The organism is Virgibacillus sediminis (genome assembly GCF_042643265.1).
GTDB classification, from domain to species: Bacteria; Bacillota; Bacilli; order Bacillales; family Amphibacillaceae; genus Virgibacillus_O; species Virgibacillus_O sediminis.
Genome location: NZ_JBHRRZ010000002.1, coordinates 121,906 through 141,800, shown reverse-complemented (window position 1 = coordinate 141,800; position 19,895 = coordinate 121,906). Strand labels below are relative to the sequence as shown.

The window sequence follows — 19,895 nt, the reverse complement described above, 5'->3', positions numbered from 1 at the left end:
CAGCAATCGATCGGTATCCCTTTTTTGTGGATAAACGTTTATAAAGCCAGTTGGTTGGAAACGTATATTTTGATATGCCTGATGCCTGCCTATATAATTGAATCCAAAAAGGGGACGAGAAATGTGTGTCTGATTAACTTCCACTTCCAGGCTCATCCAACCTATCCATTGATTGTTGCAGCAAACCGGGATGAATTTTACGGGCGCCCCACTGCCCCTGCAGATTTTTGGGAAGATGAGCCGAATATCCTTGCAGGCAGAGATTTAGAACAAATGGGGACATGGCTGGGCGTTACCAAAAATGGCCGTTTTGCCGCGTTGACCAATTATCGCAGTCCGGAGCATATGGCTGTGGGCGGCATCTCCCGGGGAGAGATTGTCAAAGAATATTTGAGTGGTGATTCGTCTCCTGAAGCGTTTATGCATCATTTGCAGAAAAACCGGAAGCGCTATACCGGTTTCAACCTGATTGCCGGTGACACGCAGCAGCTCCTTCACTACCATAATGTATATAATGAAATAACAGAAATTGAGCCGGGCACACATGGGTTGAGCAACGATACATTGAACACTCCATGGCCCAAAGTGGTCAAGGGAAAGAGGAACTTGAAGGAATATGTAAAATCCCATGAAAGCCTTCATCCCGAGCCTTTGTTCGATATCATTTCAGATGCAGAGAAAGCTCCGGATGAACAGCTTCCTGATACAGGTGTCGGGGTACAGATGGAACGCGAGCTGTCGCCGCTGTTCATCCAAATGCCGGAATATGGCACACGGGCTTCCACTGTAATGCTGATTGACTATTCCAACCATGTCACTTTCGTCGAACGGAGCTATGAGCATGGACATTCGGCCGGAGAGAACCGGTTTGATTTCCGGATCCTTTGAACGAGGCTGGGGCAAAAGTGTTCAATTAAAAGAAAGAACGAACTTGATTAGTGGATATAAACCTCTCCGGAAATACACTTCGCTTTCCGCGGGCGGCTGGTGAGCCACCTTGTGCTTCGCACTGCGTTGTCTCGCCTAGGCCTGTCCTCCTGCTGGAGTCTTCGTGTATTTCCTACGCTAATGCAGTTTATTGTTCGCCTTTAGAGTTAAACGTTTTAATTATGCCCCAGCCTCCATGCCATACCCCTTCTGTAAAAGGATGACTTTACCTTAGTCTACTCCTTTATTTGGAGCGATCATTGTCTTCAGCGGCGCCTCTCTTCTCATTGTTGTCGGCCGGCTCGCCGACTGCAGCTGCGGCCCCGCCAAATGGATCAAGAGCAGATGATATTGTGTCTCCAGGAGCTACACCTACACCACTCCCTACATTCTTATTTACATACCTATCGTCACGCTTCTGTTTGTTGTTTTCAGCCATCTATATCACTCCTTCGCATTTTCTAAGGAAAGTGCCATTGTTTTAGCAGCACTTTTCCGTACCTTATTTTGTCCAATAGGGACAGATTTACGAGGAGGGATTAGTGGTCGGCATTTGGTATTTTTTCTTTCATCCACTCTTTTCCAAGTATGTACACGCTAACTATCTAAGGAAAGTTTCCAATTATATCTGGTTATGGTTTTTTTATCCTATTTTTTCTGTAAAAACCCCCAATACCTTATTAGTTTATTCTATCATCAGTTACTTATATTAATAAGGGTTTGGGATATGTTAAAGATAAAACCAACACTTAGGAGGGGAATTATGGAACAAGAAGAAAAATTGAAAACTGCCGGACTTGCTATGAGAAGTGATTTAAAAGTACAAACAGTTGGTGGTGCCGAAAAAACAACGAAAACTTTTGCAAATATGGATACAGTCAAATCTATTGTGAAGGATTGGAATGCAATGTCTAAAAAAGCAGCTAATCTTACAATAGATCAATACGGCCCTCCTAATGAAGCTACTGAAAGCAGGCTGATTTGGTATAACAATGGCCCTTGGAAGAGAACCATTGTCTATCGTGATGAAATCCCACATGATTTCCCACAGCCCCATACCGATGTTATCGAGAACTATATTAACTATAACGTACCCTTTGAAAAGTTTAGTGAACTCGCAAAATTTGACGGCAGTGTCATTGTTGAGAGAACAAGAGGTGAAGTTTCTTCCCGTTGTGATATGGAAGCTGCAAATATCCTTGCATTAAATTTAATGAACGACATTGTTACAGATAAAATAAGTGTGGAGGAAGCCCGTGAAAAATATTGTGAAATTACCTCAGCTTTTATGATGAATAGATCAGCTCCATATGCAGAAAAACTCCAATTTAAAGTATCAAGGGACGAAAAATATGACACAGACGTTGTGATGATTACTGATGAACTAATAGAGCAAGCCAAAGAGAAAATTAATGAAGTAGTCGATGATGATGATAAGAACAATGGCATCCTTCATTAAGAATATAGAACCCTATAAAGAGCTGTCGAGAAAGACTCGGCAGCCTGAATGCTGGTCCTAATGCCAGCATTCTTTATTCACCGGAAATATCACTTTTAATTTCCTTATTCATTTTCTCTCTTGGGATGTCCTAAAAACAACAATTTTCAACTATCGCCATGCTGTATACATTTCAAACTGTTATAATTAGTCCTTATTTGAGTATTGCTGGTGCCCGTGTGGGCGGTGCTGGCGACCGAGTGAGCGGTGCTTTAGTCCGTGTTGAGGAACAATAAATGTCATATATAATGCCAAATAGGCACACCTGCTCAAGTATGATAACAAATTATTGATAAAAACAAGTATATATAACCCCCCATACATATTTAACGGCAAAAAAATAAAAAGCCCTTCTGTGACAGAAGAACTTTTCACCAATTATATTAATTATTGTTTAACAACGTTAGCTGCTTGTGGTCCACGGTTACCTTCTTCGATGTCGAAAGAAACTGATTGACCTTCTTCCAATGTTTTGAAACCTTCGCCTTGAATTGCTGAGAAGTGTACGAATACATCGTCTCCACCTTCAACTTCGATAAATCCAAAACCTTTATCTGCGTTAAACCATTTTACTGTACCTGTGTTCATATGAAATTCCTCCGTTGTGCATAGTGCACGTGTATTACTTTGGTTGTTCTGATAATAATTCAAGACGATGATATACATTGTAGGACTATGACATAGATCTTGTATTGCTAGCACGAACAATTAAGTTATTCATAGTATAGCACGTGTCACTCAAAAAAGATACTGTCTTTTAAATGATTTCCCTTTAATAATAATATCCCCAGAAAATTGAGGGTATTTTTGGGAGATGCAATGCATTATCTATAATTAACCTTAACAGAAAATTTTTATTTGATTTTTAGTGATCCCTTTAATTAATCTTAATTCACTAATCAAAGATTCATGTGCGTTATCAAACATCTTTTTTTCGCTTGAATTAAGCGCCTTCTCTTTCTTCAAACGCATTAAATCACGTACAACTTCAGCGCCTTCTTGTATTTTACCTGTTTTTAATTTATCCGTGTTCACTTTATACCTTTGTTTCCACGGCAGCAATCTATCTGATTCTCCATGCTGAAAAATGTGTATGAGGTGTTTTAATGCAATTATGTCAGTAACTGGGCGTATACTTGAATTCAATATTTTACCCGTAGGAATCATCACTTGCATATTACTGATTAACATGTTTATGACATAATATTGTTGTTTTTCCCCTGAAACTTCCTTTTCTTCTATGGCTTTAATTATACCTACTCCGTGCATTGGATAAACGATGTTATCGCCAATTTCAAACAAAAAAACCACCTCCATATATGTGTAACCTTATTAAGCTTAACATACATGTTGGTTTTATCAAAATTTTAATAATATCATAATTTAATCTTTGCAGTCAACCAATTTTCCTTCAAAATAATAAAAACGAAAAAATAAGTGGAATCGTGTCGGGTTATCAATAAAAGAAAGTTGATTTCCCCGCATATATTCTAGAACCTCTACTAATTTACGTAGATCAACTTTCCCTTAAAAACGACTAAACCAGTCCCATCACTTTTTCACAAAGTCACTTGAAAACAAAAACGTTTATTGCACAGTATCAGTCTATTCCGCAGTAAACCATGACGTTTTTCTTATTCCAATTAATTTTAATGTCCCATTTGTATTTTAAAGGATACATAACTTCACAATTTATAAGCTGAAGCACAAATCTTACTATTTGTTGTATTCAGGTACTTTGACACAAACAAGCTTTCTATTCCCCCCATATGCTAAAAATGAAAGGAGGAAAATAGGTTATGTATAGAAAAATCAGAAATAGGGATTTAGAAGATTTCTTAAAGAATCGCCTCAAGCATAGTAAAACATCCAAGCGCCATAAACGCCATCACAAACATCACCACACGAAAGACCTAGAAAGTTTATGTGAACAATTTGCTGATATCCTAGAAGCGGATAGTCATGAAATTGTTAATGATGTTTGTGTAGCTACACGCATTAGATCTGAGTTAAATCCAACCATATTAAATAGAGAAACCAATTCACCATTAGCAATTGCGGCTCTTTTTTCATTTGAGGACGTGGATAGCCGTGGGAATGCACTAAACCTTGGTGAAACAGTGATTCTACAAGATGAAACACAAGAATTCATTAGCGCTCTCCGTAAACAAGATCTGATTGTAACTGCTTTACACAACCACTGGTTATTTGAGGACCCAAGGCTAATGTATATACACTGGGAATCAGTTGAACCACCACTTGAATTTGCTGAAAAAACAGCTAAAGCATTCCGGGTTTTGTAACGTCTTTTATTTTTGCCCCTCTTTTCATAATAGAGGGGGCAATTATTTATTGAACAATAGTATGGCCCCAAACTTCCAAGAGTCGGAATTGAACTTAACTCCGACTCTTTTTTTGACAAAAATACAATAGTCCCTCATTACACTGTACTGTCTCGTAGTTTAAGTACAGTCCTTCACAATCTTTGTGTTTATATTAATATGAAATTATTAACATTAACACAGAAAATAGAAACACACTTAACGTGTTCATTGGCACGTTCACAACGGCTGTTGTCATTATGTTAGTTGGGCTGCGAATTCATGTGCTAATTTATATGTTACCAACCGATAATAGTTGATATAAGGAAAAAATAAGAGACCAGATCGCATAGAATCTGGTCTCCGGATTTGTATATTATTCGTATAGTTCCACACCGGAACGAAACTACTCGCGTATGCCGACCTTCTATTAATTCCTGATCTGGCCGCTTCCCTTGATGAAAAACTTGCTGGAAGTTAGAGCAGGTAGTCCCATTGGCCCTCTCGCATGCAGTTTTTGCGTACTGATTCCGATTTCTGCCCCATAGCCGAACTCCGAGCCGTCCGTAAATCGGGTAGAAGCATTATGGTATACGGCTGCTGCATCAACACCCTGCAGGAACATTGCCGCATTTCCTTCTTCCTCTGTCAGAATGGCTTCGGAGTGATTCGTACCATATGTATTAATATGGTCGATGGCTTCCTTCGTATCATCTACGAGCTTCACACTGATCGTCAGGCCAAGGTATTCGGCATGCCAATCCTCTTCTGTTGCCAGTTCTGCCTTGGAGAAAGCCTCTGTAACCGTCTTATCCCCGTATATCTGCACATCTTTTTCCGCGAGCTTCTCCAACAAATCCTTGCCGTTTTCCTTAAACCAGTTCGAATGGACAAGGAGTGACTCGATGGCGTTGCAGACGGATGGGCGCTGCAATTTGGCATTCAGAACAATTTCTTGCGCCATTTTCTTGTCTGCCGATTCATCTATATAGATATGACAGTTGCCGGCACCTGTTTCAATAACAGGGACGGAGGATTCACGTACGACTGTATCGATCAGATTTTTCCCACCACGTGGAATCAAGACATCCAAGTAATCATTCAACCGGAACAGCTCCTTGGCCGTCTCTCTGTCCGTATCTTCAATCAGTTGGACGGCATCCACCGGCAGATTGCTTTTTTCCAGAGCGGTATGGATCGATTTCACCAGGGCAATATTAGAAAACTTGGCGGAAGAGCTGCCGCGCAATACCACCGCATTTCCCGTCTTCAGAGACAGGGTGGCTGCATCGATGGTAACATTCGGCCTTGCCTCATAAATCATGCCCACCACCCCGATCGGCACCCGCTGCTTCTGAATGGACAGCCCATTTTCCTTTTCAATGGTTTCCAACACTTCACCGATGGGATCATTCATTTCCACCAGCATTTGGATGGCATCGGCCATATCTTTGATTCTTGCTTCACTCAGCATGATGCGGTCAAGGATGGAATCGGAAAGCCCCCTATCCTTCCCCTGTTCAATGTCCTTGGCATTTTCCTCCAGAATATAGGACTGGTCCGCCTGCAGTTGACCGGCTATCAATTCAAGCGCATGATTCTTTTCGGCTGTCGTTATACCCATCAGTTCATAACTGGCTGCCTTGGCCGCCTTGCCTTTTGTCTGCACTTCTGACAATATTTTTTCCATGAGATCTCCTCCTTCGGTATGATTGAAAATTTACCGGGAAGATTCCTTGCTAAAAGAATCGCTGGAGCTTTCCCGGTTGGCTTTCCTTTATACTTGAACCCATCCTTCCCGATGGATGACTTCTACAAATGAAACGATACTGCGGGTATGATGCTCCTCTTTATTTTCCAGCACCTTTTTCAGTTCATCGGACGAGCAGCTGATTTCCCCTTTGCCAATCAGCCCGTTTGTCCCATGCACCTGAACCACATCCCCTTTCTGGAAGGTCCCTTTCACCTTGAACACTCCGGCAGGCAGCAGACTCTTCCCGTTATAGAGGATCGCCTCTTCGGCCCCTTGATCTACATAGATAACTCCATTGGGATTGGAATGAAGGGCAATCCACTGCTTGCGGATATTGACCGGTTTCAGTGACTGGTTGGCAATATATGTGCCATCCCCGTGTCCTTCCAATACATCCACGAGCTTCCTGCTTCCCTTCCCTGTACCGATGAACACAGGGACACCAAGGGACATGGCCGTTTTGGCAGCAAGCAGCTTCGACTTCATGCCGCCCGTTCCTACTTTTGATCCGTTGGCATCCGCCCCCTGGATCATTAGGTCCGTTACTTCCTCTAGAGAGTCATATTTGATTGCTGAAGGGTTGGTACGCGGATTTCCATTATACAGCCCATTAATATCTGTGAGTATGATCAACTGGTCGGCATGCACAAAACCGCTCACCAAAGCGGAAAGCATATCATTATCTCCGAAAGTCAGTTCATCTACAGACACTGTGTCATTTTCATTGATGATCGGGATGACACCCCGCTCCAGCAACTCCGTGGTGGTCGCCACTGCATTCTTATACCGGTCCCGATTGGAAAAGTCATGCCGGGTCAGCAGCAATTGTGCTGGTGTAAGCTTATGCTCCGCCAACTTCTCATTATATGTCTGGACCAACAGCCCCTGCCCGATGGCTGCCGCCGCCTGCCTTCCTTTAATGGTAACAGGCCGTGAGCAATATCCAAGCCTGGCAAACCCAGCCGCTACTGCTCCGGATGAGACCAGTATGACTTCATGGCCTTCCTTCCGTAATTCTGCCAATGCACAAATATGATCATCCAGTTTTTCCTCGTCGATTTCTCCCTTGGCATTTGTTAAAGAACTGCTGCCAATTTTCACTACAATACGTTTTTTCTTCATGACGATTACTCCTGATTTAGTATTTTGTAAATAAAAGTCCCGTTAATTGCCGGACACTCTGAAATCTATCAAAAAAGGCCCTAATCATCCTATCTATTAAAAGGACGAAAGAGCCGTCTTCCGCGGTGCCACCATTTTTTGGATGCGTACATCCCACTTTGCTTCGATAACGCTGAAGGGCGCCCGCAGTTTTATGCGGGTCTCGGGATGCACGTTCAGCATGCTGTTTGCGGCCGGACCTTCCAGCTTAGAGATCCAGCTCTCTTTCGCCACGTTGCATGCTTACTACTCATCCGTCTCTCGATCGATATGGTTGATATCATTATGGAAAGAAATCAGAAAAAAGTCAATAGATAAATCAATATTTATGAGAAATTATTTATAATTATGCATTTACATGTTTTTTTATAAATCTCTCCCACTGCCTTTATCCAGTATGAAATCCTAATAAAACAACAAGGCCCCTTCTTGATCAGAAGGGGCCTCCATACATGAAAATGTATAAAACTAGCATTAACCGGCTTTGCTTTCCGTTATTTGGTATTTATCCTGCGATTTCTGGCTGATCAGTTTACGGATAAACCAGGCTGCAACTGCCACCCAGATGATGCCGCCGAGCAGCATGGAAATTCCGTAATCCATGCTGAAACCTTCCGGAGCATAGAATACATAGGTGCTGACGACTGCTGTCATAAACAGGGCCGGTATACTGCAGATCCAATGGAACTTATGGTTCTTCAACAAGTACATGGCACCTGTCCACAGCATCACCGTCGCAACTACCTGATTGGACCAGCCTACATAGCGCCACAAGAAATTATAATCAATCATGGACAGGAACAGTGCCGGCAGGGCGACCGGGATGATCAGCAGTGCGAGTGTGCCTTTTTTCTTCATCATATCTGTCTTGGTCAATTGGCCCAACAGCTCGGCAAGCATCATCCTCGATGAACGAAGTGCCGTGTCGCCAGTAGTGATAGGCAGAATTACAATCCCCATGATTGCCAGAAGTCCGCCGAACACGCCGAGTGTGGAAATGCTTATTTCATTTACTACCCCGCCTGGTCCGCCTGCATCAAGTGCTGTCTGGAGTGCGCCTGTACTGCCGAAGAAAGTCATGCCGGCAGCCGCCCAGACCAAGGCGATGACACCCTCACCAATCATTGCTCCGTAGAAGACTTTTCTTCCTTCACTTTCCTTCTTCAAGGTCCGGGCAATAATCGGGCTCTGTGTACTGTGGAATCCGGATATCGCTCCACAGGAGATGGTCACCATCAACAGCGGCCAGATCGGCAGTTCGCCAGGGTGCAGGTTGCTGAAGGTCAGATTCGGGATCGGCTCTTCAAAGAAGAACATCCCAATTCCGATTGATACTGCCATAAATATAAGTATAGCTCCAAATACTGGATAGACCTTCCCGATGATCCTGTTCACCGGCAGGACAGCTGCCAGCAGCAGGTAGGCAAAGATAACCAACAGGCATGCCGTAAAGCTGAGTGGAGTCAATGATGAAATCAGCTGGGCAGGTGCTGCTGTAAATGCTGCTGCCACCAGGATCATTAGGCAGATGGATAAAATCGTCGTAAGTATTTTTGCGTATTTCCCCAAGTACCTTCCCACCAACGATGGAAACTGGGCACCCCCATGCCTCAGGGACATCATCCCGGAGAAGTAATCATGGACGGCACCGGCGAAGATACAGCCGATTACAATCCAGACGAAGGCTATCGGCCCGTACAGCGCCCCTAGTATGGCTCCGAATATCGGTCCAGTTCCAGCGATATTCAAGAGTTGTATAAGACTCCCTTTCCACCAGCTCATCGGCATATAATCCATGCCGTCATTACGGGAATATGCGGGCGTTTCCTGGTCATCATTGATGCCGAAAATCCGTTCAACAACCTTCCCATATACAATGTACCCTACTATTAATAGTACGATGGAAATGATAAATGTAGTCATCGCTGAAACCTCACTTTTTGAAATGTTAGATAATATGCAATATACTACCCCCTTAAACGACAAAAATCAACCTTTTTCGTTAAAATTTTTCTATAATTCCCAATTAACCGCTTTCATCCATCGTATTGTGTCGAAATTCACATAATACATTGACTTTATCCGAACTTTTGCTATGCTGAAAATTATTTAATGTTATATAATGGCTATATATATCTGTAGAAAGGGGAAAGGGACATGTTGACAGGATCGTACATAGGGGAAACACAACACTTGATGGAACCTGCAAGGGAAGCATACATAGGAATAGAGGAGGAACTGGACCATGTTTAACATATTGATTGCAGATCCGCTCAGTGAAGACGGCATCCAGCCGCTAAGAGCAGCCGACAATATGAACATTGTGGTGGATACCGGATTGAAGCCTGAAGAACTCATGGAGAAGATAGGCAAGTTCGATGCCCTATTGGTCCGCAGCCAAACCAAGGTGACACGCGAAATCATCGAACAGGCATCCAACTTGAAAATCATCGCCCGTGCCGGTGTCGGCGTGGACAATATCGACTTGGAGGCAGCCACCGAAAATGGAATCATTGTGGTAAATGCTCCAAATGGCAACACCAATTCCGCCGCGGAACACACGATGGCCATGATTATGTCCTTGTCCCGCAATATTCCGCAAGCCTATCTTTCTTTGAAAGAAAAGAAATGGGACCGGAAAAAATATGTCGGGGTGGAAGTAAAGAATAAAACCTTGGGAATTGTCGGACTGGGCAGAATCGGTGCGGAAGTGGCTTATCGCGCGAAAGGACAGCGTATGAATGTCATCGCCTATGATCCGTTCCTAACGAAGGAAAAGGCGGATAACATGGGAATAGGTTACGGCACACTGGATGAAGTGCTGGAAGCAGCCGACTTCATCACGATCCACACGCCCCTGCTGAAGGAAACCAAGCATATGATCGATTCCGATGCATTCGGGAAAATGAAGGATGGCGTCCAGATTGTTAATTGTGCACGCGGCGGCATCATCGATGAAGATGCCCTCTATCATGCTATTGTATCCGGAAAGGTTGCCGGAGCTGCCATGGACGTTTTCGAAGAGGAGCCATTTACCGACCATCGGCTGCTGGAGCTGCCTGAGGTCATTGCTACACCACATCTGGGGGCCAGCACCTTTGAAGCCCAGGAAACGGTAGCCATCGATGTGAGCCATGATGTGGCAGGATTCTTAAATGGTGAACCGGTAAAAAACCCGGTCAATCTCCCTTCATTGCCGAAAGAGATTTTGAATACGATTGAGCCGTATTTCAATTTATCCGAAAAGCTTGGTGAATTCCTGATTGGCCGGACCGAGGATGTTGCCGAGGAGATAAACATTTCCTATGCCGGCGATCTGTATGATGTGGAGGTAGCACCCCTGTCAAGAAATGCAGTCAAAGGATTCCTAAAACGCCACCTCGGTGACCATGTGAATGATGTCAACGCCCTTTATCTGGCGGAGCGCAAAGGCATTTCCATCCATGAAAATAAGACAGCATCTACGAAAGGGTTCACCAACCTCATCAGTGTCGAAGTGGTGATGAAATCCGGAAAGCGCAGTGTATCCGGTACACTGTTGAACGGGCTTGGCGCAAGAATCGTAAAGGTCGACGGCTACAATGTGGATGTAACGCCAAAAGGGCATATTGTCGTCATCAACCATAAAGACATCCCAGGTGTCATCGGGAAAATGGGGTCTTTGCTTGCCCGTCATGAGATCAATATCGCAACCATGCAGGTGGACCGTTCCGATATCGGCGGGAATGCAATCATGATGCTTACCGTCGATAGGCATCTCGATGAGAAGGAACTGGACACATTAAAAGAACTGGAAGAAATCTATGAAGTGACTGCCATAGACCTCTAAGACACATCAGCATACAAAGAGCCCCGCAGTAAGGTTAGCTGCGGGGCTCTTTTCATTTATCCTTGATTAATCTTCTCTAAAAGAGGCAGCAGCTCTTCCAGCTTGGAGATTTCATACGTAGGAACCACTTCTTCTGCTGTTTTCCCTTTGCGATTGACCCATACCGAATCGATGCCAGTCCGGTTGGCACCAAGTATGTCTGTCATTAGGTTATCACCAACCATCAGCACCTCTTCCCTATCCGCTTTCAGAAGATCCAATGCATGCTCGAATATTTCCGCTGCAGGCTTCCCTTTGCCAAAGGCGCCTGAAACAAGAATCTCATCGAAATACGGAACAAGCTCCGGCGTGATATCCAGCTTGATCTGCTGAAGGTCCGGTGAGCCATTTGTCAGGAGAAGCAGGTTATATTTCCCTTGAAGTTTGTCCAATACGGTGAACGTATCATCATAGACATAGGCATGTTTCTTCCGTTGTTCAGGGAAGGCACTTGCCAGTTCCCGGCCGAACTCCTCATCATCAATGCCGCTTTCTTTGAGTCCCCTGAGCCATGCCTCCTGTTGGTAGGCAGGAGCGATTTCCTTCAGCTTGGCGAAATCCTCCCCTTCATCCGGGAAAGTTCCCCACAGTCCCTCAAATGGATTGATGCCAATCATTTTGGTAAACTCATAGGTCTCATAGGAGGCATAGAGATCCCTCGCTTCTTTTCGCACATGATTCTCCAGCGCCGCTGGGTCAACTGCGTATTTTTCTTCCGCCAACCGGCATGTTGCCTTAAAAGCCTCCTTAATGCTTTTTTCATCCCATAAAAGTGTGTCGTCCAGGTCGAACATCAATGTCTTTTTCATCTGCAGCTTCCTCTTTTCCATGTAGTAGTATTATTACCATAGCATATCATTGTCTAAAAAGAGAAAAAACAGAAAATTAGGGGTTGCCATTATTTTAAATTAGGTTTAAGATAGGTATTAAAAATTCAACAACAAGGGGATAGTAACATGGAAGAATGGACAGTAAGAGTTGAACACTGTGATACGAAGAAAGAAAAACCTGATACAGACCATCTGGAATTTGGAAGAAGCTTCACAGACCATATGTTTGTGATGGACTATTCGGAACCTCTCGGCTGGCATGACGCCCGGATTGTACCTTACCAGAAGCTGACAATCGACCCGTCTGCCATGGCTTTCCATTACGGCCAGACTGTATTTGAAGGGATGAAGGCTTACTATACCGAAAATGGAGAAATTCAGTTATTCCGCCCGGATAAAAACCTCGCCCGCCTTAATCATTCAAACGACCGCCTCTGTATCCCGCCGGTTGACGAGGAATTCGTCCTGAAGGCAATCAAGCAGCTTATATATACGGATAAAGAGTGGATTCCTAAGGCGGAAGGCACCTCCCTGTACATTCGTCCATTCATTATTTCCACGGAGCCTTACCTCGGTGTCGCTCCTTCCCATCATTATAAATTGATTGTCATCCTTTCACCGGTCGGTGCTTATTACAAGGAAGGGATCAATCCAGTAAAAATTGCGGTAGAAAACCACTATGTACGCGCAGTTAAAGGCGGTACAGGAGAAGCGAAGACCGGTGGAAACTATGCATCAAGTTTGAAGGCCCAAGAAATGGTCTCCAAGCAAGGGTACTCACAGGTATTGTGGCTTGACGGTGTGGAGAAAAAGTATATTGAGGAAGTCGGCAGCATGAACGTATTCTTCAAAATCAACGGAGAAGTCGTCACCCCTGCCCTGAACGGAAGCATCCTGAGCGGTGTAACCCGTGATTCCGTCATCGAACTGCTGAAATATTGGGATGTACCGGTCACAGAACGCCGGATCTCCATGGAAGAATTGTACCAGGCCTATGTGGACGGTCAGCTGGAAGAAGCCTTCGGTACAGGAACAGCCGCTGTCATCTCCCCAATTGGCGAGCTGGCATGGGAAGGCAAAAAACTCGAAGTAAACAACGGAAAAATCGGCGAAACAGCCAAACGCTTATATGATACAATGTCCGGCATCCAGTACGGAAAAGTGGAAGATCCATTCGGATGGATCGTCAAAGTGAAAGAAACAGAACCTGTTAAATAACGAGCATAGCATCCCCAGCCGAATTAACGGCTGGGGATGTTTGTGTTCGAATAGAATAAGGATGGACAGCCGGCTTTGCCCTGCTGCTGGGAAGTAATCCATCTTAACAAATAAAAGGCTAGGATATAACTTTCTAATCCAAAAAAAGCCGATACGGCGGTAACCATAGTTACCATCGTGTTCTTCAAAAATGGATTGGATTTCTTCTTCCAGAGCCTGATTCGGATTTTCTGCCCTCATTCTTTTCACGTGATAATGATAGGAGGATTCAGGAATACCCACCACCTGCAGGACATCCTTCAATCGGAATCTTTCTTTGAGTTCGAATGATAGCGCTGTTTGTGCTTTCTGAGATAGCCTTCCGGATCCATCTGAAAAGCTCTCAACTTTTTTAGGTATTCCACCTCCAGACGGAGAAGTTCGTTCTCACGTTCCAGCTTCTGTTCCCGAGTCATCTCACCATGTTTACTTGTTTTATTTTTTCTGTTCTTCCCCTGATCAGACATGGATGGCCGTCCTTTCTTTCGGTTTAGGGCTTCGGCGCCACCTTCTAAGAATGCCTTCTTCCAAGTAGTAATCATTGGGGTTGGTCAATCCAAATTGAAGTGCGGTTTCAGCTACCGAAGCGCCTGTCCTTTTCATAAAGTTTAGTACATCCATCTTGAATTGAACAGAATAAGCCTCCTTGATTGTCTTTCTATTTAAACCGGCTGCGCCGTGTTTCTTGTATACGCTCACCCAATTCCTGAGCTGTGTACTTGACTTTATTCCATACTTACTTGCCAATAATCTGTACCCGAGTGACCCATCAAGATACTCCCGTACAATGTGGAGCTATACTTAGCCATAATGAAACACCCCAAAAGTTAGATTTCTGACTCTAACTTTTGGGGTGCACTTCATGACAGAAGAGCTTTTTTCTATATTTTGTTATAATTTAACAACGTTAGTTGCTTGTGGTCCACGGTTACCTTCTTCGATGTCGAAAGAAACTGATTGACCTTCTTCCAATGTTTTGAAACCTTCGCCTTGAATTGCTGAGAAGTGTACGAATACATCGTCTCCACCTTCAACTTCGATAAACCCAAAACCTTTATCTGCGTTAAACCATTTTACTGTACCTGTGTTCATATAACATTCCTCCATTGTGCATAATTTCAAGTTTTTTTCTTTGGTTGTTTTACTAATGAAATTTATTTATTCATAATATACCCCGATTCACTCAAAAAAAACATCCCTCTTTCTACATTAAACAGAAGGCCTTCTTGTTCAATTATTCTTCAGCTTTCGCACCAGTTAGTTTAATAAGAACATTCGCTATTATTAACATTATTCTAACTATTCAGAAAAAACTATGCAATATACCATATATATGTTATACTTAATATATTAACAATACAATTGTTGGGAACCTTTTGACTTTCCTTAGTCATCTTCCATCTATTAAGGAGGAGACACTAAAATGTCAAAAGAAAGTCTAATAAAAATGCTTGAAACTCTTTGTCAGTACAACAATGTTGAGATTACACATACATTTAGCTCTAATGAACAACCAGTAATGACAGTACGATGCTTAAAACATACAAGGACTATAGAGGTAACCAATCTTAAAAATAATACGGTCAAATTATTTGATAATATTGAAGAATCAGCGGAAACCCTACAACTTTTAATAAATGAAAATACGATTGTTTAAACCTCTTACTCTTAAGAGGTTTTTTATTACTCGTCAAATGCCACATAAAAGTTCTCATACTCATCTTCAACAAACCTGCCCCGTTAGTTTAAGTATATTTTTTCACAATGGTATTAAAAAATCAGCTTCGCAAATAACATTAAAATTCACATAGGAAATCGAACATTGACAACTGCTATTGTCATTATGCTATTTGGGTTGCGATTTTGTATGATTATTCAAGTGTTAATACCCAATAATCGTTGATAAGTAAAAGGAATAGACCAAATCATAGGTGATTTGTTTGTTAATTAGTACGCTATTTCGTATGTTTCTCAGCAGAAACGGAGCTACTTAAGCTATTTCAGCGGAGGAAATACACGCAGACTCCTGAGGGAGGATAGGCCTAGGAGAGACACCGAAGTGCGATAAGCACGAGGTGGCTCTCCAGCCGCCCGCGGAAAGCGAAGTGTATTTCCGGAGCAGCTCATTCCACTCGCTAGTTTACTTACGGAACACCTTCGACAGCATCCAGCCCAACAGTACAATTACAAAGAATACGAAGAAAAAAGCCAAAAACCCCCAAAGCCCGGCAACAGCATCGGCAAACTCCATATTCCCCCGGTTAGTAATGGCCTGCTGCAGCTCGATGGCAAAGACGAGGACTACCATGATCGTAAACGTGTAGATAAACGACAGAATCCCTGTCCTCCACTTCATATGTTCAAATAATTTGAAACAGACATATACAAAAAAGTATGTGCCCATCCCCATGATGCCAAAAATCCAAAAATGAAGCTCTTTGTCCGTCATATATATACCAATTGAGTCGACTAACAAATCATGAATCGTGTTAACGGCTTCCGCTATCATCAAAATGATATCCCTCATGCTTCCCCTCCGTATATTTACTGGTATAATTATTATCTCAGATTGCCTGCTTTTCTCCAACTTGTCTTTTATTCCAGCCTTTTCACCTTCATGTATTCCGTGCATGCATGGAAGAAAACAGGGAAACATAGAAAGGAAACAGTCTGCATAAGGGAAGGAGGATAATACAATGAGATATATGACTGCTTTAGCAATAAAATTTGTTATGATTGCTGCTGTTCTGTGGATCGTCCTTGGCGCAATCTATGGAGTTTCATTTGGAGATATTTTCGCCATCAGTCTGATTCTGACAGGACTATCTTTCCTGGCCGATGTCTATCTCCTTCCAGTTATTGAAAACTTCGGCTCTACGCTGGCCGACTTCGGACTGGCACTTGCCGGGGTCTGGGTTCTGGGGGGATATTTATTTGAAGAAACCATCCCGCTGGGAACTGCTGCCTTGATTTCCGCTTTGATTATCGCGGTCGGTGAATTCTTTTTCCATCAGTATATGGAGAACACCGTGTTTGAAGAGAACGGTGACAGAAACTCCGGTGAATTCCGCCGCAAAGATGAAAACCTTCAGACCGAGTTCGGGGAGGATATGGATGCTCCTCCTCAAAAGCCAAGAACCGATAAAGATGACAAAATTTAGTTGCCGATACTTGGATAAACGCACAATCTTCACTGAAATGAACCGTTGTCCCGCACTTATTTCCCATCCTGCCATATCCTATTAGTGATCCCATGGATAAAGGAGGGAATATCTATGAGTTACGGCGGCGGTTATGGCGGCGGAAACGGTTTTGCTTTGATTGTCGTGCTCTTCATCCTGCTCATCATTGTCGGAGCAGGCGGCTATGTTAAAGGCTTCGGCGGAGGCTACTAATCCACGGTGGCGAGAGCACGAATAAAAAAGATAACGGCAGACCAGGTGCCTCCCTATGGTCTGCCGTTATTTACATCCAACGAACCTTGGTAAAATTTCCATCCTCCAGATCTTTAAATGCTTTGGATGATTTTTTAATACCGGGACAAACTATCTATTGTGGCGGGCAAAAGACCTGCACACCAACTTTAAATACACAGGAGGATTTTATCCATGGACAATCGTAACAACAGAAACCGCAACAACCGTGACAACAATCGTGACAATAACCGCAACAACAACCAGGAAGTGAACAACGTAGAATTCGCTAACGAAAACGAATTCATCGACAATAACGACCTGAACAATAACCGCAACAACAACCGTAACAGAAACCGCAATAACGACAACAACAACAACAACCGCTAATCCTTTTATCATTGGACGGCCTGCATTCTTCGAGGATGCGGGCTTTTCTATGGCTAAATGCATATAAGAAAGTTGATTCTTCCTCCCATCCGCCAAGAGGATTGGCCGCATCATGCTTTGGCATCTCGCTATAGCTTGGTTTCCCTTAACAGCATAAATATTTGATTAGTGCAGAACCTAACATATACCCAAGAGACATAGGAGGCATACATCCATATGAAAGCGGTAACCTACCAAGGAAAATATAAAGTGGCGGTGAAAAAAGTACCCTTCCCAGTCATCAAGGACCCGCAAGACGTCATCGTCCGGATTACTTCCACGGCCATCTGCGGCTCGGACCTGCATCTTTATCAGGGCAACATGCCTACACCTATCGACTACATTATCGGCCATGAACCGATGGGAATTGTGGAGGAAACAGGCCCTGACGTGACAAAAGTAAAAAAAGGCGACAGAGTCATCATTCCGTTCACCATCGCTTGCGGGGACTGCCCTTACTGCAACAGCCACCTGGAGAGCCAGTGTGATAATTCCAATCCGCATTATGATTCAGGCGGCTATTTGGGCTATACAGAGAAATTCGGAAATTATCCTGGCGGCCAGGCGGAATACCTCCGCGTGCCTTTTGGCAATTATACCCCGTTTGTAGTTCCGGAGGATGCTGAATTAGAAGATGAGCAGCTGCTTTTCTTATCCGACGTCCTCCCAACCGCCTATTGGAGTGTAGAAAATGCGGAAGTGAAAAAAGGGGACACTGTCATCGTCCTCGGGTGTGGACCGGTAGGATTGATGGCCCAGAAGTTTGCCTGGCAGAAAGGCGCCGAACGGGTGATAGCCGTCGACCATTATGACTATCGCCTCAGCCATGCTAAAAAGATCAATAAAACAGAAGCATATGATTTTACCGAATACGACGATATGGGAGAAACATTGAAGGAGCTCACCAAAGGCGGAGCAGATGTCGTGATTGACTGTGTCGGAATGGACGGAAAAAAATCTCCACTGGAATTTGTGGAGCAGAAACTGAAGCTTCAGGGAGGAACCCTCGGCCCCATCCAGATCTCGACCAAAGCAGTGAAAAAGGGCGGCATTGTGCAGATAACTGGAGTCTATGGCGGCTTATACAACATGTTCCCATTAGGACCATTTTTCGTCCGGAACGTTACCCTGAAAACCGGACAGGCACCCGCCCGCAGTTACATGGAGACAATCTATAACCAAATCAAAGACGGAGAAATCGATCCAAGCGAAATCATTACCCACACCCTGCCGCTGGACCAAGCTGCCCATGGTTTCGATATTTTCAACAGCCGGACAGATGACTGCATAAAAGTTGTCTTGAAACCGTAACAGAGGACAGCCCGCATCCGGATTCGCTTAGCGTTCTAAACTAAAAGCACACCCCAGGCTCCCCTGGGATGTGCTTTCTATTAATTATTCATATTCTTTTTCAAACGTCCTGTTGCTGCGGACGGTATCAATCGGTCGCACCATTTTTTCGATCTGTTCCCGCTCGGATTCAAGGAATGGTGGCAGGGAAAGTTTCTCCCCCAATGTCTCATACGGCTCATCACCCATGAAGCCCGGCCCGTCGGTTGCAAATTCAAATAAGATCTGCGGCGCGACACCGGCATACAGCGATTCAAAGAAATGCCGGTTTACATAGCCGGAAGTACGGAAACCGAATCCTTCCATGCGCTTAATCCAATGCTCGAGGACATCACGGTTTTCCACACGGAAGGCGGAGTGATGGACGGTGCCATATCCCTGGCGGGCGTCTGGGAGGGTATTATTCTTTTCTACAATAACCCTGGCACCATTGCCCCCTTCTCCCACTTCAAACAGGTGGAAATCTCCGTCCTCATCAATTTCTTTGAATTGCAGCACCTTCTCCATCATTTCTTTAAAATAATCGAAGTTGGCGACACGGACATGAATGGGACCCAGCCCGGTGATGGCGTATTCCAATGGAATCGGCCCATCCTGCCAAGGAATCCCCGCTTCGACTCCCTCCAAGCCTTCATCGGAAACAAGCTGGTACTGCTGTTCATCAAAATCGGTGAACGGGAGTGTCTTTACCCCGAATTGTTCCTGGATCCCTTCATTGTCCACTTCCAGTCGGTTCAATCGTTTCACCCAGTAATCCAGTGCTTCATCCGTAGGAACTCGGAAAGATGTCCGAAAAATTTCATTGGTGCCATGCTGCCCTTTCGGTATTCCTGGAAAGTCAAAAAACGTCATATCCGTACCGGGATTGCCCTTGTCATCTGCAAAGAACAGGTGATATGTCTGTATGTCGTCCTGGTTGACTGTTTTCTTAACGAGGCGCATGCCGAGTACATAGGTGAAAAACTCATAATTCTTTTCCGCAGAACTTGTAATCGCCGTAACATGGTGCATACCTTTCAGACCGTTCATAAAAAATCCTCCAATGCATTTATTGATCAATCTTTTATCTGTAATTAAGTTATCTTTAA

22 protein-coding genes are annotated in these 19,895 nt (G+C 43.9%); 9 read left to right on the top strand and 13 right to left on the bottom strand.

Going from position 1 to position 19,895, the window contains the following annotated elements; translation table 11 throughout:
* Nucleotides 1–123 precede the first annotated feature (123 nt).
* Nucleotides 124–888, top strand: coding sequence for an NRDE family protein (locus tag ACFODW_RS01715; protein WP_390301988.1), 765 nt, complete (start codon nucleotides 124–126; stop codon nucleotides 886–888).
* A gap of 283 nt (nucleotides 889–1,171) precedes the next feature.
* Here the strand turns inward: ACFODW_RS01715 and ACFODW_RS01710 are convergent, their stop codons facing one another.
* Nucleotides 1,172–1,366, bottom strand: coding sequence for a hypothetical protein (locus ACFODW_RS01710; RefSeq protein ID WP_390301985.1), 195 nt, complete (start codon nucleotides 1,364–1,366; stop codon nucleotides 1,172–1,174).
* Nucleotides 1,367–1,690: 324 nt separating this feature from the next.
* Here ACFODW_RS01710 and ACFODW_RS01705 point away from each other — a divergent pair, with 324 nt between their 5' ends.
* On the top strand, nucleotides 1,691–2,386 hold the full coding sequence (locus ACFODW_RS01705; RefSeq protein WP_390301982.1) for a hypothetical protein: 696 nt from the start codon (nucleotides 1,691–1,693) through the stop codon (nucleotides 2,384–2,386).
* A gap of 426 nt (nucleotides 2,387–2,812) precedes the next feature.
* On the opposite strand, the gene ACFODW_RS01700 is transcribed toward ACFODW_RS01705, so the two are convergent.
* Nucleotides 2,813–3,013 (bottom strand): cold-shock protein, encoded by a 201-nt coding sequence (locus ACFODW_RS01700; protein WP_390301979.1) that lies wholly within the window; start codon nucleotides 3,011–3,013, stop codon nucleotides 2,813–2,815.
* A 252-nt stretch (nucleotides 3,014–3,265) separates the two neighbouring features.
* Entirely contained in the window at nucleotides 3,266–3,742 is a 477-nt protein-coding gene (locus ACFODW_RS01695; protein WP_390301976.1) for a CarD family transcriptional regulator, read from the bottom strand.
* Nucleotides 3,743–4,224: 482 nt separating this feature from the next.
* Between ACFODW_RS01695 and ACFODW_RS01690 the strand changes: the two genes are divergently transcribed.
* Entirely contained in the window at nucleotides 4,225–4,728 is a 504-nt protein-coding gene (locus ACFODW_RS01690) for a DUF1259 domain-containing protein (RefSeq protein ID WP_390301974.1), read from the top strand.
* 448 nt (nucleotides 4,729–5,176) lie between these two features.
* Here the strand turns inward: ACFODW_RS01690 and ACFODW_RS01685 are convergent, their stop codons facing one another.
* From ACFODW_RS01685 to ACFODW_RS01675, 3 genes are all read right to left on the bottom strand, one after another.
* A complete protein-coding gene (locus ACFODW_RS01685) occupies nucleotides 5,177–6,424 on the bottom strand; it encodes a glutamate-5-semialdehyde dehydrogenase (protein ID WP_390302093.1) in 1,248 nt (415 codons plus the stop codon).
* Nucleotides 6,425–6,523: 99 nt separating this feature from the next.
* Nucleotides 6,524–7,621: a glutamate 5-kinase gene (gene proB, locus ACFODW_RS01680; RefSeq protein ID WP_390301971.1), complete on the bottom strand. Its 1,098-nt coding sequence runs from the start codon at nucleotides 7,619–7,621 to the stop codon at nucleotides 6,524–6,526.
* Between the two features lie 513 nt (nucleotides 7,622–8,134).
* Nucleotides 8,135–9,583 (bottom strand): carbon starvation CstA family protein, encoded by a 1,449-nt coding sequence (locus ACFODW_RS01675; protein WP_390301968.1) that lies wholly within the window; start codon nucleotides 9,581–9,583, stop codon nucleotides 8,135–8,137.
* Between the two features lie 322 nt (nucleotides 9,584–9,905).
* Between ACFODW_RS01675 and serA the strand changes: the two genes are divergently transcribed.
* Nucleotides 9,906–11,489 (top strand): phosphoglycerate dehydrogenase, encoded by a 1,584-nt coding sequence (gene serA / locus ACFODW_RS01670; protein ID WP_390301965.1) that lies wholly within the window; start codon nucleotides 9,906–9,908, stop codon nucleotides 11,487–11,489.
* 56 nt (nucleotides 11,490–11,545) lie between these two features.
* On the opposite strand, the gene ACFODW_RS01665 is transcribed toward serA, so the two are convergent.
* The gene (locus ACFODW_RS01665) at nucleotides 11,546–12,337 is read right to left on the bottom strand and encodes an HAD family hydrolase (RefSeq protein WP_390301962.1); all 792 of its coding nucleotides are present in this window, start codon (nucleotides 12,335–12,337) and stop codon (nucleotides 11,546–11,548) included.
* 147 nt (nucleotides 12,338–12,484) lie between these two features.
* Here ACFODW_RS01665 and ACFODW_RS01660 point away from each other — a divergent pair, with 147 nt between their 5' ends.
* The gene (locus ACFODW_RS01660) at nucleotides 12,485–13,576 is read left to right on the top strand and encodes a branched-chain amino acid aminotransferase (RefSeq protein ID WP_390301959.1); all 1,092 of its coding nucleotides are present in this window, start codon (nucleotides 12,485–12,487) and stop codon (nucleotides 13,574–13,576) included.
* A gap of 299 nt (nucleotides 13,577–13,875) precedes the next feature.
* Here ACFODW_RS01660 and ACFODW_RS01655 read toward each other — a convergent pair whose 3' ends face one another.
* The 3 genes from ACFODW_RS01655 to ACFODW_RS01645 form a co-directional block, all read right to left on the bottom strand.
* Nucleotides 13,876–14,082: a hypothetical protein gene (locus tag ACFODW_RS01655; RefSeq protein WP_390301956.1), complete on the bottom strand. Its 207-nt coding sequence runs from the start codon at nucleotides 14,080–14,082 to the stop codon at nucleotides 13,876–13,878.
* Entirely contained in the window at nucleotides 14,075–14,362 is a 288-nt protein-coding gene (locus tag ACFODW_RS01650; RefSeq protein WP_390301953.1) for a hypothetical protein, read from the bottom strand. The genes ACFODW_RS01655 and ACFODW_RS01650 overlap by 8 nt, the downstream gene beginning before the upstream one ends.
* Before the next feature lie 144 nt (nucleotides 14,363–14,506).
* On the bottom strand, nucleotides 14,507–14,707 hold the full coding sequence (locus ACFODW_RS01645) for a cold-shock protein (RefSeq protein ID WP_390301950.1): 201 nt from the start codon (nucleotides 14,705–14,707) through the stop codon (nucleotides 14,507–14,509).
* A gap of 331 nt (nucleotides 14,708–15,038) precedes the next feature.
* Between ACFODW_RS01645 and ACFODW_RS01640 the strand changes: the two genes are divergently transcribed.
* Nucleotides 15,039–15,272, top strand: a complete 234-nt coding sequence (locus ACFODW_RS01640) for a hypothetical protein (protein ID WP_390301947.1) — start codon at nucleotides 15,039–15,041, stop codon at nucleotides 15,270–15,272.
* 483 nt (nucleotides 15,273–15,755) lie between these two features.
* Here ACFODW_RS01640 and ACFODW_RS01635 read toward each other — a convergent pair whose 3' ends face one another.
* A complete protein-coding gene (locus ACFODW_RS01635) occupies nucleotides 15,756–16,142 on the bottom strand; it encodes a hypothetical protein (protein ID WP_390301944.1) in 387 nt (128 codons plus the stop codon).
* A gap of 169 nt (nucleotides 16,143–16,311) precedes the next feature.
* Here ACFODW_RS01635 and ACFODW_RS01630 point away from each other — a divergent pair, with 169 nt between their 5' ends.
* Both ACFODW_RS01630 and ACFODW_RS01625 read left to right on the top strand, forming a co-directional pair.
* Nucleotides 16,312–16,776: a YndM family protein gene (locus tag ACFODW_RS01630; protein WP_390301941.1), complete on the top strand. Its 465-nt coding sequence runs from the start codon at nucleotides 16,312–16,314 to the stop codon at nucleotides 16,774–16,776.
* A 114-nt stretch (nucleotides 16,777–16,890) separates the two neighbouring features.
* Nucleotides 16,891–17,010, top strand: coding sequence for a YjcZ family sporulation protein (locus ACFODW_RS01625; RefSeq protein WP_390301938.1), 120 nt, complete (start codon nucleotides 16,891–16,893; stop codon nucleotides 17,008–17,010).
* A gap of 207 nt (nucleotides 17,011–17,217) precedes the next feature.
* Here ACFODW_RS01625 and ACFODW_RS01620 read toward each other — a convergent pair whose 3' ends face one another.
* A complete protein-coding gene (locus ACFODW_RS01620) occupies nucleotides 17,218–17,532 on the bottom strand; it encodes a hypothetical protein (RefSeq protein ID WP_390301935.1) in 315 nt (104 codons plus the stop codon).
* A 102-nt stretch (nucleotides 17,533–17,634) separates the two neighbouring features.
* Between ACFODW_RS01620 and ACFODW_RS01615 the strand changes: the two genes are divergently transcribed.
* Nucleotides 17,635–18,768, top strand: coding sequence for a zinc-dependent alcohol dehydrogenase (locus tag ACFODW_RS01615; protein WP_390301932.1), 1,134 nt, complete (start codon nucleotides 17,635–17,637; stop codon nucleotides 18,766–18,768).
* An 84-nt stretch (nucleotides 18,769–18,852) separates the two neighbouring features.
* Here the strand turns inward: ACFODW_RS01615 and ACFODW_RS01610 are convergent, their stop codons facing one another.
* Complete coding sequence (locus ACFODW_RS01610; protein ID WP_390301929.1) at nucleotides 18,853–19,836, bottom strand: ring-cleaving dioxygenase; 984 nt, start codon at nucleotides 19,834–19,836, stop codon at nucleotides 18,853–18,855.
* Between the last annotated feature and the right edge of the window lie 59 nt (nucleotides 19,837–19,895).

What these genes read in the sequence shown, in the direction of transcription:
- ACFODW_RS01710 (WP_390301985.1), bottom strand. Translation starts at nt 1,366, where the DNA reads ATGGCTGAAAACAACAAACAGAAGCGTGACGATAGGTATGTAAATAAG.
- ACFODW_RS01705 (WP_390301982.1), top strand. Translation starts at nt 1,691, where the DNA reads ATGGAACAAGAAGAAAAATTGAAAACTGCCGGACTTGCTATGAGAAGT.
- ACFODW_RS01700 (WP_390301979.1), bottom strand. Translation starts at nt 3,013, where the DNA reads ATGAACACAGGTACAGTAAAATGGTTTAACGCAGATAAAGGTTTTGGA.
- ACFODW_RS01695 (WP_390301976.1), bottom strand. Translation starts at nt 3,742, where the DNA reads ATGGAGGTGGTTTTTTTGTTTGAAATTGGCGATAACATCGTTTATCCA.
- ACFODW_RS01690 (WP_390301974.1), top strand. Translation starts at nt 4,225, where the DNA reads ATGTATAGAAAAATCAGAAATAGGGATTTAGAAGATTTCTTAAAGAAT.
- proB (WP_390301971.1), bottom strand. Translation starts at nt 7,621, where the DNA reads ATGAAGAAAAAACGTATTGTAGTGAAAATTGGCAGCAGTTCTTTAACA.
- ACFODW_RS01675 (WP_390301968.1), bottom strand. Translation starts at nt 9,583, where the DNA reads ATGACTACATTTATCATTTCCATCGTACTATTAATAGTAGGGTACATT.
- serA (WP_390301965.1), top strand. Translation starts at nt 9,906, where the DNA reads ATGTTTAACATATTGATTGCAGATCCGCTCAGTGAAGACGGCATCCAG.
- ACFODW_RS01665 (WP_390301962.1), bottom strand. Translation starts at nt 12,337, where the DNA reads ATGAAAAAGACATTGATGTTCGACCTGGACGACACACTTTTATGGGAT.
- ACFODW_RS01660 (WP_390301959.1), top strand. Translation starts at nt 12,485, where the DNA reads ATGGAAGAATGGACAGTAAGAGTTGAACACTGTGATACGAAGAAAGAA.
- ACFODW_RS01655 (WP_390301956.1), bottom strand. Translation starts at nt 14,082, where the DNA reads ATGTCTGATCAGGGGAAGAACAGAAAAAATAAAACAAGTAAACATGGT.
- ACFODW_RS01645 (WP_390301950.1), bottom strand. Translation starts at nt 14,707, where the DNA reads ATGAACACAGGTACAGTAAAATGGTTTAACGCAGATAAAGGTTTTGGG.
- ACFODW_RS01640 (WP_390301947.1), top strand. Translation starts at nt 15,039, where the DNA reads ATGTCAAAAGAAAGTCTAATAAAAATGCTTGAAACTCTTTGTCAGTAC.
- ACFODW_RS01635 (WP_390301944.1), bottom strand. Translation starts at nt 16,142, where the DNA reads ATGAGGGATATCATTTTGATGATAGCGGAAGCCGTTAACACGATTCAT.
- ACFODW_RS01630 (WP_390301941.1), top strand. Translation starts at nt 16,312, where the DNA reads ATGAGATATATGACTGCTTTAGCAATAAAATTTGTTATGATTGCTGCT.
- ACFODW_RS01625 (WP_390301938.1), top strand. Translation starts at nt 16,891, where the DNA reads ATGAGTTACGGCGGCGGTTATGGCGGCGGAAACGGTTTTGCTTTGATT.
- ACFODW_RS01620 (WP_390301935.1), bottom strand. Translation starts at nt 17,532, where the DNA reads ATGATGCGGCCAATCCTCTTGGCGGATGGGAGGAAGAATCAACTTTCT.
- ACFODW_RS01615 (WP_390301932.1), top strand. Translation starts at nt 17,635, where the DNA reads ATGAAAGCGGTAACCTACCAAGGAAAATATAAAGTGGCGGTGAAAAAA.
- ACFODW_RS01610 (WP_390301929.1), bottom strand. Translation starts at nt 19,836, where the DNA reads ATGAACGGTCTGAAAGGTATGCACCATGTTACGGCGATTACAAGTTCT.